Here is a 16843-nt window from a genome sequence, read left to right on the forward strand (position 1 = left end):
GCCGATCTGTGCTGCAGGTTCTTTAATCCCTACAATCTTCAGAGCTTGGGCAATGGCATTTTTACAAAAACCTAATCTCAACAAATGACGCATGGCTCTAGGCCAGCTCCATCCATTTTCTGCGATTTTATCTATCTTGGCGCCTAATTTAGACGGAATGAGTTCTGGGGTACCCATTTGAGTTGCATCACCGTCATCGTTAATAGTACTTTTTTTAGTACCAGTCTTCGTCTTGCTCATAATTATCTCCAACGTGGTTTATCGACTGGCAATATAACGCATATAGACTTTGAGATCTCTAAATACATTTAGTGGTGTGCGGAAAATTGTGGAAAACAATTGAGATTTTTAAACCTCGGTTAATACTTTTTGCGAATGTTCAGACTGGGCATTTGAGGTTTATCAAATCCTCACCCGTCATGCCGACGAAGCAGAAGATTTTCGTTCCCCACGGATACGTCGCGTAATTCCCACAGTTCTGATAGAGCTTGCCAATGAGCGATGCGCGGACGCTGAACAATCGCGGCCCGTGTTACTTTTAGTCGTTGGGAAAGGGCGATTAAGCCAGAACAAGTTGATGCCAGGATTGTTATCGACCAAGGTCTGCTTTCGGCAAGTTGCTCCGCGGCGTCGGTACAAATGATCAACGGTAGCTAGGCCCGGAGACCGCTCCTTCGCTACACCTCAGGGAGCTGTTTTCCAGCTCATGTCAGAGGTTTTGGTCGGTAGTACGCTGTTGGCGGATAACTATTTTGGAGAACAATTCGAAATATCTGCATATGAAAATGGCGCAAGCGCCCACGTTTTCGTAAGCCTTCGAGATGACGAGGCCAAAGACGTCGAACTCAACATCGACGCACTTTTAGGCTGCGGAGTCGAGTTGCCTGAAGGCTACATATTGACTGCAACACTTGTAAGTATTGATGCCAGTAGAAGCGATGGATGGCATTTCGTTCAGGGAGCGGGAATGGATGCGATCGAAATCAGATGAGTTACCAATTGTTTTCAGGGGCAATTCGTCTTTGGCTGTTATGCGAGACTGTAGTTGCGCTAGCTGCATCCGTTGGCTCAGGGACTGATGGCACTGACAGTGCTCATGTTGTGACGGAGTATATCGAGCTTGCCGATATTCAGTCTCACGCTGAAACTTTGACCGACATGTACGTTGATCCAGATGGGACGCTACTTGTAGGTCGTACCTGCAAAAGGAGGCCGAGCTCGACGCAGGTGTCGCCGCAATGGATATTCTGGCCACCCAAATAGCATCCGGAGATGCAGACGTCTGGGTGTCACTGATGCCCGCGGAATAGATGCCGTAGGTCATCTCAAAGGCGCGAGATGGCCATGAATGCCGCCGCACTGCATGGGGTGAGCATCGCTCTGGCCTGTCGCACGTTCCAGATCAGCGAAACGTGTTATCGCTACAGCCCAGTGCTGAGCGATGAGAACGCAGAGATCGCCGACTGATTGGAACGGCTAACTGCTAACAAGCGGAGCTGGGGCTTTGGCTTGCGGCGTTTGTAGCGGCGCTTGTCGTATTTGACGAGTTTGCTATGAGACTTGCGGCCGGGGATACAGGGCGTGGCACCACCATATTTGGGGACCCTGAATCACAGAAACGTTTCAGCATCAAGCCGATTAATGGCTCTGGAGCCTAGCGGACGGCGGGAGCGTAGAAGAGTTTGCTCTATCGCTCTCTCTCGGAAAACTTACCTTCTGCAATTAAAGTGCAATTTTCTTCCCCTTTTAGGCAAGCCGAAACAAACTCCCGCAAATCTTTGAGGGCTGCCTGCTGTTCCAAGTCGATGCCTCGCCCCTTCTTTACAGGAATATATCGGTAATCTTCGAAAGAACCCTTCACGCTATCCAAAAAATGTATCGGGCAGTCGCCCTCTATCGGTACCCCTGAATCTGGAAAGCTGTAGTAGAATGGTGACAGATCAAGGATACTTCCTGTATCCAAATCTGAAATAAAGACATTAGCTGGCCCAAAATCATTTGCGCCGGAATAGGTATTGAGAACAATAAAAGGAGGGTTTGCGCCTAAGAAGCATCGGTACACCCCTTCATACCCAGATCCGAATGATTTGCGCCGCATTGCTTCGAATGTTCCAAAATGACTTCCATCAAGGGACTTCTTAAGTGAATTTCCAAGCAAACCCAGCGTATGGTTGAAGTCAACTTTGGGAATGCGATCATGTTTAATGTCATTTATTCCCGCAGAAATTTCGGAAATTTCCGCATCGATATCTTGGGTTATCGCTCTGTGAAAGCTACTAGCATATTTAGTTTTGGATAGATCCACCTCTGAGAAACGTGAGATAAGTTGCAGCAGAGGCCCGGCGCTGCGATTGAAGTTGGCTGGGAGTTCAAAGGGCTTTCTTCCCAATGTCGAGCAAATGTCTGAATAGCCAATATATGCAAAAAGCGTTAAAATGGATTCAACAGCTGTTTTCCAGGCTGACTCAAGTAAATTTTTATTTGTCTGAGCTACATAAACCGCGAGAGGGTGCGATGCTGGGTAGGGAAGAGTCTCTATAAGGTCACTCAACTCGAGCCACGATTTCTGTTTTGATCTATCCTCGTAGGCCTTTATGTCATTTTCAAAGACGATTGAAGCAGCAGATGTGGCCGTTCCGAAATCGAGCCCAAGATATGAATCCTGGGCTTCATTTCCCCCTGCGTAGGTCATGTCCAAGTAGAAGGGATCTCCAGAGACCCGTCTTTCGCGCTCCCCTTTCCCTCTATTGAGGAGAAATGTTGGAAACGCTGACCCATCCGCATTAACTTTCAGTTCAACATCAATCGATTGGCCAAATATTCTATCCTTCAAAAACACACGGGTTGCTGTTGCGTTGTGCAGATTTTCCAGATCATTTGGATCAAATGAGCTTTTCAGATAGAAGTACTCTAAGCAATGTCGGGGAGACGAGTCTAAGTTTACTTTCCAAGAAAGAACCTCATCTTGATAGGCACGAAGTGATGCGGCTGAAGGCAGAAGTATTCCGTCTCCCTCAGGCTTTGGGAGCCCCTTTGTTCTCGGCTTGAATGGGTAGACTTTTGCAGTTGCTGAGTCGTTACTAAGTACAAGATTGAGTCTATTGTAGGTTACGGCACCGAAATCTCCATCACCCTCGGTGTAAAATTGCCTAGCACATTCGACAGCTAGACCTTTTGCGACAACCTCTTGATAGTTCTCGGAGATTTCCAAAATTGATGCTCCACCGAGCGCATTGACGAGATCTCGCTCGATGAGTGTTTTGGTCCAGCCAATATTGGTTGAGCCCCCAGAAAGAAGAACGACGGATATGGGCTTCCCTTGAACCTCTTGCTTAGCGCGTTCGATTGCTTTGAAAACTGCTTCCTTTAGGCGCGAGCTCCAAACATCTCTTTGAAAAACAGTCTTAATTTCACTCGCAGAAAGGGAAATCCCAACAAAGTCGCCACTATCTGAAAACGGGCTTCGCGGAACTTCCACAATCTGACGAACTTGAAGTGGGATATCCTCTGTAAGCTCCCAGTTTCGTATGGAGCCACAAATGTTCACTTTAGCCGTTTCAACTTCATCAAGCAGGCTTTGGAAGTGTTTTATAAAGTTTGCCTGCTCGGGCGGGTGATCCTCACTGTTCAGAGTTAACCAGGATGAAGCCTCCCCAATGCTCTTCAAGACCTTCCGGGCGGCTGTTTTCTCGGGCTTTCCTGGAAGTGTTTCGAAAAGCAAGTGCTCAGCAATTTTCTGGTTTATAAAAAATCCTCCCACCGGAATCGACTTTGCTGCAAGAGGTCGAGACGCACGACCACTTTGACTTATATCGCCAGATTTGGTGGACTCAATTACGGAAACGTCGAATGTGCCGCCACCAAAATCCAATACAAGCGCAATATGGGAAGCATGCTCACTCAGTAATGGGTGGCGAAGCCCGTATCTGTAATACTGAAAAACGGCAAATGGCTCGGGTAAAAAATCTACTTCTTCAAAGCGCCCTTGTAGAGCAGCTTTTATCGCATATCTATAGTTCGCAAGCCATTGTCCTGAGACCTTGCCTTCCTCTTCAATAGATATTGGTTCTGCCACTAAAACCTTCTTGGGCATTTGCCGTCCGTATCTCTCGACATCAGAGTTTATCTCGTCACACAGGGCTGTGAGGAAGTCCTTGGCAATGCCTAACGCAGTTCTGGTGTGACCCTTGGAAACTCGTGCCTTTTTCGAAATCAATTGCTCGCGCGTTTGACGCCCAAGCTCTACTTTAAAGTTCCCGATAACCCTGTCATCAGAACTGCGTTCAGCGCGTACATCATGCCCAATTTTGAAGTTTTTTCCTTCATACCTTATTTTCGTAGGTATCGTCGCTCGGTCTTGCAGTGAGGCGACTTTTACTTGATTTATCAGTAGTTTTTTATTTGACATCGATTTCTTCTTCACCTGTTTACCGTGACGACTGCCACCACGGACACCCCCTAAAGTAGAGTAGATCATCCTTGATGACGGTCCACAATATTTGAAAGCGCTTGAATGCTTCGAAATTATCTATTTCGTGGCGATTTTGACCCTAATAAGTTATGTTGTTGAGGTTGGTGGAAAACGTGCCCGGTCAAAATCCTTTGCGGACTACGACCTGAGATCTGCCAAGCGACCGCTATGCCAAGTCAGATTTATACGTTCTGTGCAGCAATTGCATCAAGACCTCCCTCTTGAACTGAAGACCAAGCGTAATGAGATGTCGAAGCTGAATGAGCAGGTTGCAGATCTAATACCTATACTTTTGCAGTTTTATTTGGACCAAGAAAACCACCTTGCGCTTCATTAAAAGCGATTTGAATTCGATCACCAGATGTGCAACATAACTGCATCACATCTTTTTTGGATGTCGAATTATTTGCATGTATGTCAGCACCCCATGATGCTGCTGAAAAGTCGGGTGGGAATCCTACCACCCCAGCCAGCCTTTCCACACCACCGAACGTCGATCGCAGCATGACAGCAGCGCACCGCAAGTGCCCCAACCGCTGCCCCAGTCACGGTGCTTTGCGCAGGATCAGCTCCCAACCGGGTTCGCCGTAGACACCCGCCAGAGGCCCCGTGAGTGAGTAACCACTGACGCAGTCCTCAAAAACTTCATCGACCTCAAACAGATGCTCGGGCCAGTCCTCGGAAGCACGAATGACCACCACGTCGCCCTCCTGCAGGTCAGTCATTGGGTTTCCTCCAGGCAGCCAGGATAACGATGGTGGCGAGCAGTGTAATGGCCGGGTGTGACCGGCCGCCTATCCGCATGCTTCCTCCTTTGGGGCAACCGCCCCAGTTTGATTGTTGAGTTGAGATTTTTGATTGGGTTCAGCGGCTTTGATGGTTTGGAACGTTCCTAGCCGGAAACCGCGTCGCCCCAACCGCTGCCCCAGTCACGGTGCCTTGCGCAGGATCAGCTCCCAGCCGGGTTCGCCATAGACGCCGCTCAGAGGCCCCGTGAGTGAGTAGCCACTGACGCAGTCCTCAAAGACTTCATCGACCTCAAACAGATGCTCCGGCCAGTCCTCGGACGCACGAATGACCACCACGTCGCCCTCCTGTAGGTCAATCATGAGGTTGCCTCCAGGCAGCCAGGATAGCGATGGTTGCCATGAGGGTGATGACCGGGTGTGACCGCCCGCCAAGCCAGACCAGCGTGACCAGCACGGCCTTGGGTGGTGGTGGTGAAAGAAAGCCCGCGACGAGGGACGTTAAGATACGCATGAGTAACCCTCCTTTGATTGGTATCATTTTAGATACGGAGGGTTGCGCGGTTTTTGGGTGGGGGGTGTTTGGGGGATGCTTGCGGACCTAAGCCGCCGTTCGCCCCACTTTCATGCTGCTGCGGTGCAACCCGTCAGAGCGGTCATTCATGCATGTTGCAGCATTTTGGAGGGCCAAAGTCGATCAGCTGGCCTACCGAACCTCCGCTGCAAATGCGCCAATGTCCGTTTTGGCGAACTGTTCAACAAACGGTCCTTATGGAGCCTATATCTGATGTGACAGGGGAGCAGATATGTGCATTACCAAATCCCTTTGGATCGAAAAATTCGACGTATAGCATTTACTTGCGAACACTGCCCTCTTCCCTCTTCTGGCTTTGAACACCAGAGATTTTCGAACCCAAGTCTTTACAGACACACAAAATAGTGGATATTTGCTTATGTAATTTTTTACTCAACCATAAAGAAAGACCATTTCATGTCTTCACGCATTAAAGCTATTTCCGTTCTTGTCATTCTCGCCGCCGCTGGTGTCGGTTACTACTTCTGGTCCCAACAAGGCGGCAGTGACGACGCTTCTATGACCATTCAGTTCCGCAGCAATTCATGGGACACTTTGAATTCCGTGGAGCTATCTCCCGCTGGTGCAGACGTATTTGTGAGCCTACCGTTGACTGACGGAACTATGGCACCGGCTGAGGTTTTCCCCTATGAAATCACGGACGGAAGAACTGTCTGTACCTACGATCTGCGCGCGACGAAGGAAGATGGATCTACTGCAACCTTTGAGAACGTCAATCTTTGTAACGATACATCTTATCACTTCGAGGATGTAGGCTTCGAATAACGCGTCATTGCGGTCGGTCGGGCTGGTAGCCAAATTTATCGACCGGCACGCATGCGATATTGGGGTGGTTAGGGATAGCCATCCCACCATTCTCGGTATGCGCGCTCAACTTCGGGGAGGTTTTCTTGGATTTCGAGAGCAGCACGTTCGGCTTCCTGCCCCTCTTCGCGGCGATTTAACTTGATCAACGTAAGGGCTATCTTGTCGTAACAGCGGGCGATTTTTTTGCCCAGCGGTGGTTTTGACCAACCCTTTCTCCAAGCATTCATCAAGAGCAAGGCCCTTGCGATAAGCCTGTATCGCCTCTTCATACTGACTTTTTTGTACAGGGAAGGGCCCTTGTAGTTTGCTACCGCTAAAACGATATCTGAAATATTTGGATTAGGCGTTATAATCAGGATATGGCGCGCAAGGTGGGAGCGTCTGGCGTCCCATTCAGAATGCTCACGGATCGCGCATCTGTGAACCAGCTACAATAGAACTGGCTCACTCCGGTTTTTTCTGCGCTGAAATGGCATTTCCTATGATCTGATAGGCCATATCGTAATCGACGCCGGCACTCTCGGCGCATTGCTCTACCGTGCCACCATGAGCATAATTATTGAGCACGTCACGTATCGTTTCGCGATCCAAGCCTTTCATGAATTTATCGTTTTTATCGGCGGCATCATTCATGGAACCTCACTTTTCTAGACCATCAGCATGCCCTACTCTAGGCTGCCAACGAGACCTGTCGACCATTTTTCTGTTTCGGTCAATCGGTGTGTATGTATCATTCCAAGTGTTTCCGTTACTCAGGACCTTACACTTTGGCGCATGATGTCGAACCCACGTTGCAGTCCCATCGCGACGAAATTGTCAAAAGAGCGGGCCTTGCCGCGCAAGAACCCGAAAACAGATTGCGCCAGCACGATGTGTTCCACGGCTTCAACAAGCTCGGCAAGGCGCTTTTGGAGACGAACCGTCTCGACGAGGCCCTGCGTACCTATCGCGAGGCGCGCGATCTGGCGCTAGGGTATTTAGGACAAGAGCCTGAAAACGAACATTGGCGCGGCTACCTCTATGTCAGCCATGACCGTATAGGCACCATCTTGTTCAAACAAGGCCGGTATGAAGAGGCTTTGCAGGCCTATCGTGACTGCCTTGCGGTCCAAGAGCGCCTTGAAGATAGAACGCCCAAAACCACTGTCGGACAAAAAAACATCGCCCGCAGTCACGACAAAATCGGTGCTATGTTGGTCCAATTAGGCCGCAATGAGGAGGGCCTGAAGGCGCAAAGTGAAGCGCATGCTATCCGCGAACGCCTCCCCGAAATAGAACGCGAAAGCCGTGAGTGGCGAGATGGGTATTTTTAGCTCTATCAAGCCAGCCAGCGCACCACCAAACCAACTATGAATGTCCGCTCCTTCAGCTTCGACATGAATAGTTCGCACCCGCAGCGAAAGTCCGCTTTCCGCCCTTCATGACCGCTGTAGCCGGTTTTGGGGTGATGGCCGCCGTGGTACTCGGTCAAGGTCATTGTTGGTCATGTTCTTACCCATATGTCCATCAGGCCATTCACCCCGGAAAGACCGATAGGCTGACTGTCGATCTCTTGCATTAAGAGCTGTGAGCAGGAGCTTCTTCAAGGCCCGGTAGGTCAATGTAATGGGCTGCCAGAACGCTGTTATAGGCCCGTAGCTCGTCCCGTTGGCGGTTGGTTTCCTCGGTATCTTCGTAGTCAACACGGCGGTCATCCGTTCCCCGCAAGATCACACACTCTTCGTTGGCTGCGCGGCGGATGTCATCACGGGTCACCTTGGCACCCTGAAACAGCGCCTGTAGTGCCTCAGAGGGTCGGATCCTTGTTGTTCGGTTGCTACCTATACCAGCGCCACCGTAGGAACCCTTGGCCTCGTCTAGCAGCCCCACGTCTATGAGGCGCTTCACCACCAGTATCATATGCTTGCTGATGCGCAGGGCGTTATAGCGTGACCCTGTGTCATAGGCGTTGGTGCTCATTGATATGCCTATGCTCAGCTCCGGGTCCTCCAGCCAAGCCACGTAGCAGTCCAGCAGCAGGATCTTCAGCTGATCCTTGAAGGGCGTCTTGGGCTTGGGACCGGGCTTGGACTTATTCTCAGCCGGGAAGTGTTCTGCCCAGATCTGCGCAACAATGCTAGCCACCTCAGGATGGTCTGACCACCGGTGGACGTCTATTGGTCTACTATGCCAAGGGTCATCTATCCCTACCATTGCTTATGTCTCCCTTGGGTATGCTCTAGCGGAAGGGGTTAAGCTTCCCTCCTCTTCTCCATTACTTATACCTATTACCCGTAGAACAGATTACCACCCTAACGGTTAATATGACCCGCAACCTCTGCCACAGTGGGTCAGCTACGCCGAGGCATAGCTACCCCCCATCCAAGGCAACAGCAATGCCACCAGTGGGCGTCTCTGGGGCGCTCCGGAGGAGCTGAGAAGGGCGGCGCACTGACATTTTTGGCTGTTCTGAATGGCTGCCGAATGTTACCAGATTTACTAAATTGCAATAGAGAGTTCTCATGCTAAAAAAAGCCATTCTCGTATGCAAGTCTTCTATATTGGCTTCTCTCCTCACTTCGTTACCCGTCGAAGCTGAGCCTGAAAACCCACTTGCCAATTTGACACAGCTCCTGAACTATGAGGCCGAAGAACCCGATCTTAATATTGTACAGGCTACTATATCAGACTGCATACTCACGCTCGAAACTCTCAATCGGTATCATCCTTACTCCGATATTGTTTTGACTAGGACTACCGTCCCCCTCGCATCGCTCCATGGCAATATTTCGTGGCTGACTATGCCGAGCCTACTAGAAGAAGGGGGTACAAGGTGGTCGATTGCTATCACGGGCGAGACCGCAACTGCTTTCTTTCGAATTGATCGGCCTTCGCGTAGCCAACGGCGGTCCTTCCGTGATCGGCTTCACCAACAATGCCGAGGAGATATGTGCCAAATCGACTACATTCCTAGCGCGATTACGGTGCCTATCAGACCAAGTACACTGGCCGAAAAAGACGATTTGCAGAATGTCATGCTAGCAAGTATCGACTACTGCGTACCCAGTTCTGATTAACCAAAGCCAAATACCATACCAACACATAGCTACCCCCATCCACTAGGTCACATCGGTCAAGAGCGGGCGGCTCTGGGGCACTGGGGCTGCATTGCCGCTGGCAAGGTCGGCTATGCGGGACTTTGAGACATTCGCTGCTTTGGCACCAATGGCCGGTGTTGGCGCTTCGCTACATTGACCGCGGCCTGAATCTGTTCCCATAATAATGCTAAACTCTTTGAAACGTAATGATTTTGTGAGGCATTCACAGGATATTAATAAAGTGATTTGATTCTGCTTTCGAAGCGGATGCTAGAACGTTGGAGACTAGCTTGCGAGCGTATTTCATAACTATGGGTTTTTTGGGCGTAGCTACGGCGCTTGCCGCGATGCCTGATTTCTCGCTGATTGTCGCGGTGCTCACATTTGGGCTGGCGGTCCCACTGATGATTCTTGTATCGGCTTGCTTTGTCTACGGTCTCTGCTTCTTGCCAATGGCTGTGATTGGCTGGCGCGCGGTCCCAGTCAGCTTTGCCCTTATCGCTGCCTTGGCAATTGTCCCTAGCTGGCTAGAACGAAAACCCGTTAATCAATTCATAGACGGTAAGATTGCCCAGGATGTCGTGGTTGTTGGAACAACGGAGATTGTCTCTAAAGTGGTTGCTATTGCCACCACATCTGATGGAGCGCGATCTTTTGGAGTTGGTGGACAGAATTCTTGTAGCGCCTTTTGTGAGGCCCTTTTGCATGGTGGAGTGGTCGAAGTTGTTCGGATGGGGCAAGGAACCACTGAGGCAGAGAACCGCTTCATAGACTATTCATTGAGCGGTGACGAAATCGAGGCACTGGAGCCATTTCCACGTGATATTGACTTAACATTTTGGGTAGGATCATGGGCCAGTCAACTAACCAGTGAGGAAACGATCGACATGGGATTGATCGCCGACATTCCTAATTTAAAGCTCGAGCGCGTCACAGTCACAACACATGGTCGCATTCAGGATTTGGCTTCTGATCCACTTTTGAGACGAACGAATGTTCAAGCATCGCTGATTTCATTCCCTTCGTTCCCAGTTCCAGCATTTGACGGGCTCACAAGTGGAGGCAATGATGGCGGTCTATCGATGAGACGGGAGAAATGGCAAAGCAATCCGTTCACGTTGTGGGATATTGCTGAAGACCTTTTTATACCGGTAAGCGAATATGAAACCCCGCTTGAAAGGCGCGCACGCCTTCGGGCCGAAGAGCGTGAACGTGACAACATGAGGCGAAGGGAAGCATTCATATATGCTCAAAACAGCGTTTACCAAATATATGCTGGTATCCCGCACCCGGATCCTGGCGGAGTAAGGCCCGGCGACATTCGCACTTGGCTTCGCGGAATAAACCAACGTAGGAATTCGCTATCTGACCTTGACAGAGACATTATTCGCCAAATTCTGGACAGTCGCGACGCTCGTTTTGCCGATGCCACGCGGTGGTTGTTTTGGCAGGATGATGAACTCGCTAAGGAATTCTTCCCTCGTTTGATCGCAGAATTTGATCGAGGTGAACAACGCGATGATGCGCTCATTGAGCCAATGTTGGAAAGGCTGCGATTTGGACAAAATTATATTGAGCAGTTTGAACAACACGCAGATCAAATTCTTAGAATTATGGAGGCGCAACTCGCTCTTGATCCTGCCGGGCAGTACTTGGGTCTAGTTTCGGCTGGCTACCGGTTTGGGATCGATGAACGGCCGTTTATGAATGCTTTTCCAACGGGTGCTGATCTGAATGCTTTGCTCGATTGGAAAGATGCGATTTGCGAACTGCCACCTGACAAGTTGACGTCATATACTGATGAATTGATGATAAGGATACGACCTGTTTTGCTAAGCGATAGCGTGGCAAATCAGCTAGGATCATATACGAACATATTCAGATTTTTGGTAGGACAAGGTCGTGAAGAAGAAGTTCGCGACCTGCTGGGGGAAGCAGGGTTCACGGTTGATACGACGCTGGAGGGGAATGTTTTCGACAGAAAGTGGGATAGTGAAGCACTGTGTCGTGGGACTAACCGTAGACGGTTCCTTCAATAGCGGCCATTCGTGTGTTGTGCAGCATTGATCAACATGGGCTCTTAACCGACTTTCGCTGCACCTGCATGCCGATTGGCACGCCTTAGCCCTCCAATCCAGAATAAAAAAACAAAGTGGGGTTCCCCCGGCAGCCGAAGCCGCCGAGGGTGTTTATGTGAGCCGTCGGTTAACCTACCTTCATCGGCACCAAGTCGATCGGCTCGAAATGCAAAATGGCGCAGCAGTTGGCGTAAGCGGCACAACACTTGCCCCAGACGACGCGGTGCAGGGTGCGCAAACCAACCGCACAAGCACGGGCGAATTTCGTGTCGATGCAGATGCCGTGATCGTCGCGTCAGGCGGTATCGGCGGTAATTTCGAATTAATCCGCAAAGTATGGCCAACAGAACGTCTTGGCCCCGCCCCCAAAAACATGCTGTCGGGTGTGCCGGCCCATGTCGATGGGCGCATGATCGGCATTGCCGAGGACGCGGGCGGACATGTGATCAACCGCGACCGGCTATGGTTTTATACCGAAGGCGTCAAAAACTGGGATCCGATCTGGCCGGCCCACGGTATCCGCATCCTGCCCGGGCCGTCGTCAATGTGGTTCGATGCACGCGGAAACCGGTTTGCCCCGCCCGCCATGCCCGGTTTTGATACCAACGGAACCTTCAAGGCGATCCTTGACACAGGCTATGACTACAGTTGGTTCGTTCTAACCCAAAAGGTCATTAAAAAGGAATTTGCGCTTTCGGGGTCTGAACAAAATCCTGACCTGAGATCGGCCAAATGGGGCGAGGTCATTAAACAACGTATCCTGTCGGGAAAATCCGCAACTGGCCCGGTCGAAGCATTCAAAGAACATGGCGCAGATTTTGTCGTGGCGGACAATCTTTCTGACCTTGTCAAAGAGATGAACGGTCTTACCGATGAGGCGCTCATCGAAGAGGCACATCTGCACCGCCAGATAGAGGCCCGCCATTATCGCGGCGACAAGCTGATCCGCACGGCCAAACCGCACCGTTTTCTTGATCCCAACAATGGGCCCCTGATTGCGGTCCGGCTCAACCTCATCACCCGCAAAACGCTGGGCGGGCTAAAGACCAACCTCGACAGCCAAATGCTTGATGCCACGAATACACCGATTGCAGGGCTCTATGCTGCAGGGGAAGCTGCCGGTTTTGGCGGCGGCGGGTATCACGGCTACAATTCTCTTGAGGGGACATTTTTGGGCGGCTGCATCTTTTCTGGGCGGGCAGCGGGGCGCAATGCAGGCTAGGCGCGTGTGAGAGTACACAGATACTGCCTCATTGCGCTCCAACCCGGCCGTGTACGACTGGGTGAAAAGATATGCCGTTAGGCTGCTGCATAAATATGCTTCAGAATCCTTGATCGCATCCCGTTTTTTGGGCACCAAGCAGCCGGAAATGTGATGATTTACAGACGAGTGACCAGAGCGGCAGGTTAAATATTGACTCTTTGGTAAAAAATTGCACTCCTGAGACCAACAACGCAGGGATAGCCATGACATATGATCTTACGACGAAATTTACAGGTCTCGATTTTGTAAACCCATTCATTCTTGCCTCGGCGCCGCCGACGGAAAGTAAGCGCAAAATTCTTAAGGCCTTTGAGGCCGGCTGGGGTGGCGTGGTCACGAAAACCATTGGCCTGCATCCGGTCGAAAATGTCGCCGGGCCCAAAACGATCTACCAGCGCACAAGCGAAGAAAAACCCTATGTTTCGCGCAACAAGCGACCCGATACTGTCTCTCATTCTTCTTGGAACTGGGAACTCATCTCGGATCAACCGCTTGAATTATGGCTTCCTGATCTGAAAGAGATCAAAGCAACATATCCTGACCGTATGCTGATTGCCTCCATTATGGCTGGTGCGGGTAATGAAGAAGAAATGAATAACTGGCGCAAGCTCGCGACCGCCTGCATTGATGCTGGCTGCGACGCGCTTGAGCTAAACATGTCGTGCCCGCACATGGACCGCAAAGACATGGGCGCGAACGTCGCCAATGATGAAGATATCATTACGTCAATTCTCGCAGCGGTAACAAGCGTCGTCGACGTGCCAATTTGGGTTAAACTGACGCCGTCAACGTCGACCCTCGTCAGCGCCTCTGCAGCGGCCTATGCGGCGGGCGCGTCAGCAATTTCACTGTGCAACACATTCCCATCACTGCCGTTGATGGACCCTGACACGATGAAATTCGAAGTCGAGGTTGATGGGCTTACGTCTTCGGGCGGACAAGGCGGTTTGGCCATTCTAAACCAAGCTTTGCTACGCGTCTCTGATCTTTCGCGCGCCTTCCCCGACAAACAAATTTCGGGCATTGGCGGCATCAAAGGATTCCGCGAGGCCTTCAATTTTATCGTGCATGGCGCTGGAAATCTGCAAGTCTGCACCGCCGCGATGGAAGAAAAAGGCAGCGGCGGCGTAGGCATCAAACTTATCCAAGAACTCAAAGACGATCTTGGTGCCTATCTGCAAGACAAAGGGTTTTCATCAATCGAAGACTTCCGCGGAATCGCCCGTGAACGGATCGTTGAACAATCGCAAATCCGTCGCAAAAGCGCAGACTATAATGGCGGTTACGCAGAATAGCGTGCAAACAGCGCATCGCATCATCCACCACGCCCCAAACAACCCGGGCGTGGTGTTTCCAACTGGGTGGTGTTCTGTACGCGGGTAATCATTAACCTGCGCCATTAAAACTCTCCTATATTGGTATAGAGTCCGCCCAACATAAGGACGGACAAATGAAGGCACGATTTGCGGGCGAACAGATCAGTTCGGCGACTTTCTACGAATACAAGTCAAAGTAAGGTGGGAAAGAAACTTCTGACGCAAAGCGATTACGGGCTTTGGAAGACGAGAATGGCCGAGCGTGGCGGCACCATGGACCACGCAACCCTCAATCGTTGGGTCGGAAATACGCTGGTGCCATCGACAAAGCGGGTCCAACGCGGTTCAGCCTGTTCAATATCAATCGCCTACCAGTGATGAATAGCTGATGCTGGTTGATCGAGGTTCTGCAGGTAAATACCTTAACAATATTATAGAACAGAACCACCGTTTCATAAAGAAGATCACAGGCCCCATGCAGGCTTTCAAATCGTTAAAATAGGCTTGGGCGACGTCGGCGTGTTACTGGATATCGACTTGCTAGCAGCCATCAGCACTTTGCTTGCGGTGCGCAATCTGGTCACTTGGGAGAATTGCGCCTAATTATTGGGCGGCACATTTTGGGGAAATACCGAATTAAGCATCAAATTTATGATATTTTTTATTACTCATACGTGAAATAGAATCCTATCAAGCTATTCTAAATAAACGTTAAATTCTTCTACTCGATTTGAATTTCTGACATAGATTTTGATTGAGAACGCTCAAATCGCGCTCCTTCCAGAAAAAGAGCAACCAAGTGTTTGCCCGGCTAATAAGTTGTCTTTTCTCTAGGCCCCCTACTATACAATTGTATAATATTTGCAACCAATGCCAAAAATGCGTGACGGAGAGACAAGATGGTATCTAGTGAGGCTGCGGTGCCACAAGCGATCAAAGTCAGCGATCTGCACAAATCATTTGGCACATTAGAGGTTCTTAAAGGCGTCTCAATGACCGCTGAAAAAGGCGATATCGTTGCGATCATCGGCGGCAGCGGATCAGGAAAGTCCACAATGCTTCGTTGCATAAATTTTCTTGAAACACCCTCGTCTGGTGAAATTTCGGTCACCGGTGAAGTGATCGAAATGAAACCTGACGGGTCGCCGCGCAATCAAAAGCAAATCGAAAAAATGCGCAGCCGCGTCGCGATGGTTTTTCAATCATTTAATCTTTGGTCGCATCGCACTGTTCTGGAAAACATGATCGAAGTTCCCGTTCATGTGCTGAAGGTCCCCAAAACAGAAGCTATCGCAAAGGCGCGCGAACTGCTGGCACGCGTAGGTCTGGCAGACAAAGAAGACTCCTACCCTGCATTCCTATCTGGTGGACAACAGCAGCGTGCCGCGATTGCCCGCGCCTTGGCTGTGGACCCTGAAGTGATGTTGTTTGATGAACCAACAAGCGCACTCGATCCCGAACTGGTCGGTGAAGTGCTTGGCGTAATCCGAGATCTGGCCGCGGAGGGGCGCACGATGATTCTTGTCACGCATGAAATGAAGTTTGCCCGCGAGGTCGCGAACAAAATCGTCTATCTTTACGAAGGCCGGATCGAAGAACACGGCACCCCCGCAGAAATATTCGGCGCACCTAAATCAGAGCGACTAAAACAGTTTTTGCAATCTGTTACCTAAACCCCAACGACATCCAACATGGAGAAAACAATGAAACTGAAAACGTTTTTTATCACCGGCACACTGGCTTTTGGCACCACAGTCTTGGCTGGATCTGCCACAGCCGAAACAATCAAAGTTGGCATTGCCGCAGAACCTTACCCACCCTTCGCATCGTTGAATTCTGCGGGCGAATGGGAAGGTTGGGAAATCGAAATGATCGGTGCGATTTGCACCGCGGCCGAACTGGATTGCGAAATCACACCTGTCTCATGGGACGGCATTATCCCATCCCTTACAGGTCAACAGATCGACGCCATCATGGCGTCCATGTCCATCACCGAAGAGCGTATGCAGGTCATCGATTTCAGCGATAAATACTACAACACACCGGCTGTGATTATGGCCGATAGCTCTTTGGATATCGAACCGACTGCTGAAGGTTTGGCTGGAAAAATCTTGGGTGTTCAAGCTTCGACCATTCACCAAACTTACGCACAAGCACATTTCCCGGATACCGAACTGCGCATTTACCAAACCCAAGACGAAGCCAATCAAGACCTTTTCTCAGGTCGGATCGACGCGACCCAAGCGGATAGCATCGCGCTGGATGCATTTTTGTCGGAAACAGGCGGATCATGCTGCACAATCATCGGTGCTGTTGCGCCAGACGATGAAATTCTTGGGCTGGGCGCGGGCGTTGGTTTGCGCCAAGGCGAAGATGAGTTGAAAGCAGCCTTTAACGCGGGCATCGCGAAAGTCCTCGAAGACGGAACATATGAAGAAATCACCGCACGGTATTTCGCAAGTTCAATCTACTAAGCTGAGGGTTCGGAC

13 protein-coding genes and 3 pseudogenes are annotated in these 16843 nt (G+C 50.4%); 10 read left to right on the top strand and 6 right to left on the bottom strand.

Translation table 11 applies throughout. The annotated features are described in order from the left end of the window. A partial coding sequence (locus DS901_RS15440) for a hypothetical protein (protein WP_181820890.1) occupies positions 1–240 on the bottom strand: 240 nt, incomplete at its 3' end. Positions 241–706: 466 nt separating this feature from the next. Between DS901_RS15440 and DS901_RS15445 the strand changes: the two genes are divergently transcribed. Beyond that, positions 707–991, top strand: coding sequence for a hypothetical protein (locus DS901_RS15445; RefSeq protein ID WP_113777798.1), 285 nt, complete (start codon positions 707–709; stop codon positions 989–991). Between the two features lie 326 nt (positions 992–1317). Beyond that, positions 1318–1464 (top strand): annotated as a pseudogene (locus tag DS901_RS15450) (IS3 family transposase); the annotation flags it as partial. 223 nt (positions 1465–1687) lie between these two features. On the opposite strand, the gene DS901_RS15455 reads toward DS901_RS15450, so the two are convergent. The 3 genes from DS901_RS15455 to DS901_RS15470 all read right to left on the bottom strand — a co-directional run bounded on the left by DS901_RS15455 (position 1688) and on the right by DS901_RS15470 (position 5580). Next, positions 1688–4477 carry an Hsp70 family protein gene (locus tag DS901_RS15455; protein WP_113777799.1) on the bottom strand — a complete coding sequence of 930 codons (2790 nt, stop codon included), beginning with the start codon at positions 4475–4477 and terminating at the stop codon, positions 1688–1690. A 539-nt stretch (positions 4478–5016) separates the two neighbouring features. Further along, complete coding sequence (locus DS901_RS15465) at positions 5017–5196, bottom strand: hypothetical protein (RefSeq protein ID WP_113777801.1); 180 nt, start codon at positions 5194–5196, stop codon at positions 5017–5019. Positions 5197–5400: 204 nt separating this feature from the next. Next, positions 5401–5580, bottom strand: a complete 180-nt coding sequence (locus tag DS901_RS15470) for a hypothetical protein (RefSeq protein ID WP_113777802.1) — start codon at positions 5578–5580, stop codon at positions 5401–5403. Between the two features lie 628 nt (positions 5581–6208). Here DS901_RS15470 and DS901_RS15475 point away from each other — a divergent pair. Beyond that, positions 6209–6577 carry a hypothetical protein gene (locus DS901_RS15475; protein WP_113777803.1) on the top strand — a complete coding sequence of 123 codons (369 nt, stop codon included), beginning with the start codon at positions 6209–6211 and terminating at the stop codon, positions 6575–6577. A 486-nt stretch (positions 6578–7063) separates the two neighbouring features. Here DS901_RS15475 and DS901_RS15485 read toward each other — a convergent pair whose 3' ends face one another. Next, the gene (locus DS901_RS15485) at positions 7064–7252 is read right to left on the bottom strand and encodes a hypothetical protein (RefSeq protein WP_113777805.1); all 189 of its coding nucleotides are present in this window, start codon (positions 7250–7252) and stop codon (positions 7064–7066) included. Between the two features lie 134 nt (positions 7253–7386). Between DS901_RS15485 and DS901_RS15490 the strand changes: the two genes are divergently transcribed. Beyond that, positions 7387–7932 (top strand): tetratricopeptide repeat protein, encoded by a 546-nt coding sequence (locus DS901_RS15490; RefSeq protein WP_181820891.1) that lies wholly within the window; start codon positions 7387–7389, stop codon positions 7930–7932. Positions 7933–8176: 244 nt separating this feature from the next. On the opposite strand, the gene DS901_RS18915 is transcribed toward DS901_RS15490, so the two are convergent. Then, entirely contained in the window at positions 8177–8812 is a 636-nt protein-coding gene (locus DS901_RS18915; RefSeq protein ID WP_113777807.1) for a hypothetical protein, read from the bottom strand. Between the two features lie 1195 nt (positions 8813–10007). Between DS901_RS18915 and DS901_RS15505 the strand changes: the two genes are divergently transcribed. From DS901_RS15505 to DS901_RS15530, 6 genes and pseudogenes are all read left to right on the top strand, one after another. After that, the gene (locus DS901_RS15505; RefSeq protein ID WP_113777809.1) at positions 10008–11735 is read left to right on the top strand and encodes a hypothetical protein; all 1728 of its coding nucleotides are present in this window, start codon (positions 10008–10010) and stop codon (positions 11733–11735) included. Positions 11736–11886: 151 nt separating this feature from the next. Continuing rightward, positions 11887–12996, top strand: a pseudogene (locus DS901_RS15510) (FAD-binding protein); the annotation flags it as partial. A 245-nt stretch (positions 12997–13241) separates the two neighbouring features. Beyond that, complete coding sequence (locus DS901_RS15515; protein ID WP_113777810.1) at positions 13242–14333, top strand: tRNA-dihydrouridine synthase; 1092 nt, start codon at positions 13242–13244, stop codon at positions 14331–14333. A gap of 436 nt (positions 14334–14769) precedes the next feature. Beyond that, positions 14770–14847 (top strand): annotated as a pseudogene (locus tag DS901_RS15520) (IS6 family transposase); the annotation flags it as partial. Positions 14848–15253: 406 nt separating this feature from the next. After that, positions 15254–16027, top strand: coding sequence for an ABC transporter ATP-binding protein (locus DS901_RS15525; RefSeq protein WP_113777811.1), 774 nt, complete (start codon positions 15254–15256; stop codon positions 16025–16027). Between the two features lie 30 nt (positions 16028–16057). Then, positions 16058–16828 carry a transporter substrate-binding domain-containing protein gene (locus tag DS901_RS15530; protein WP_113778068.1) on the top strand — a complete coding sequence of 257 codons (771 nt, stop codon included), beginning with the start codon at positions 16058–16060 and terminating at the stop codon, positions 16826–16828. Positions 16829–16843 lie beyond the last annotated feature (15 nt).

The sequence above is a fragment of the Loktanella sp. D2R18 genome, from assembly GCF_003318235.1.
Classification (GTDB): domain Bacteria; phylum Pseudomonadota; class Alphaproteobacteria; order Rhodobacterales; family Rhodobacteraceae; genus Yoonia.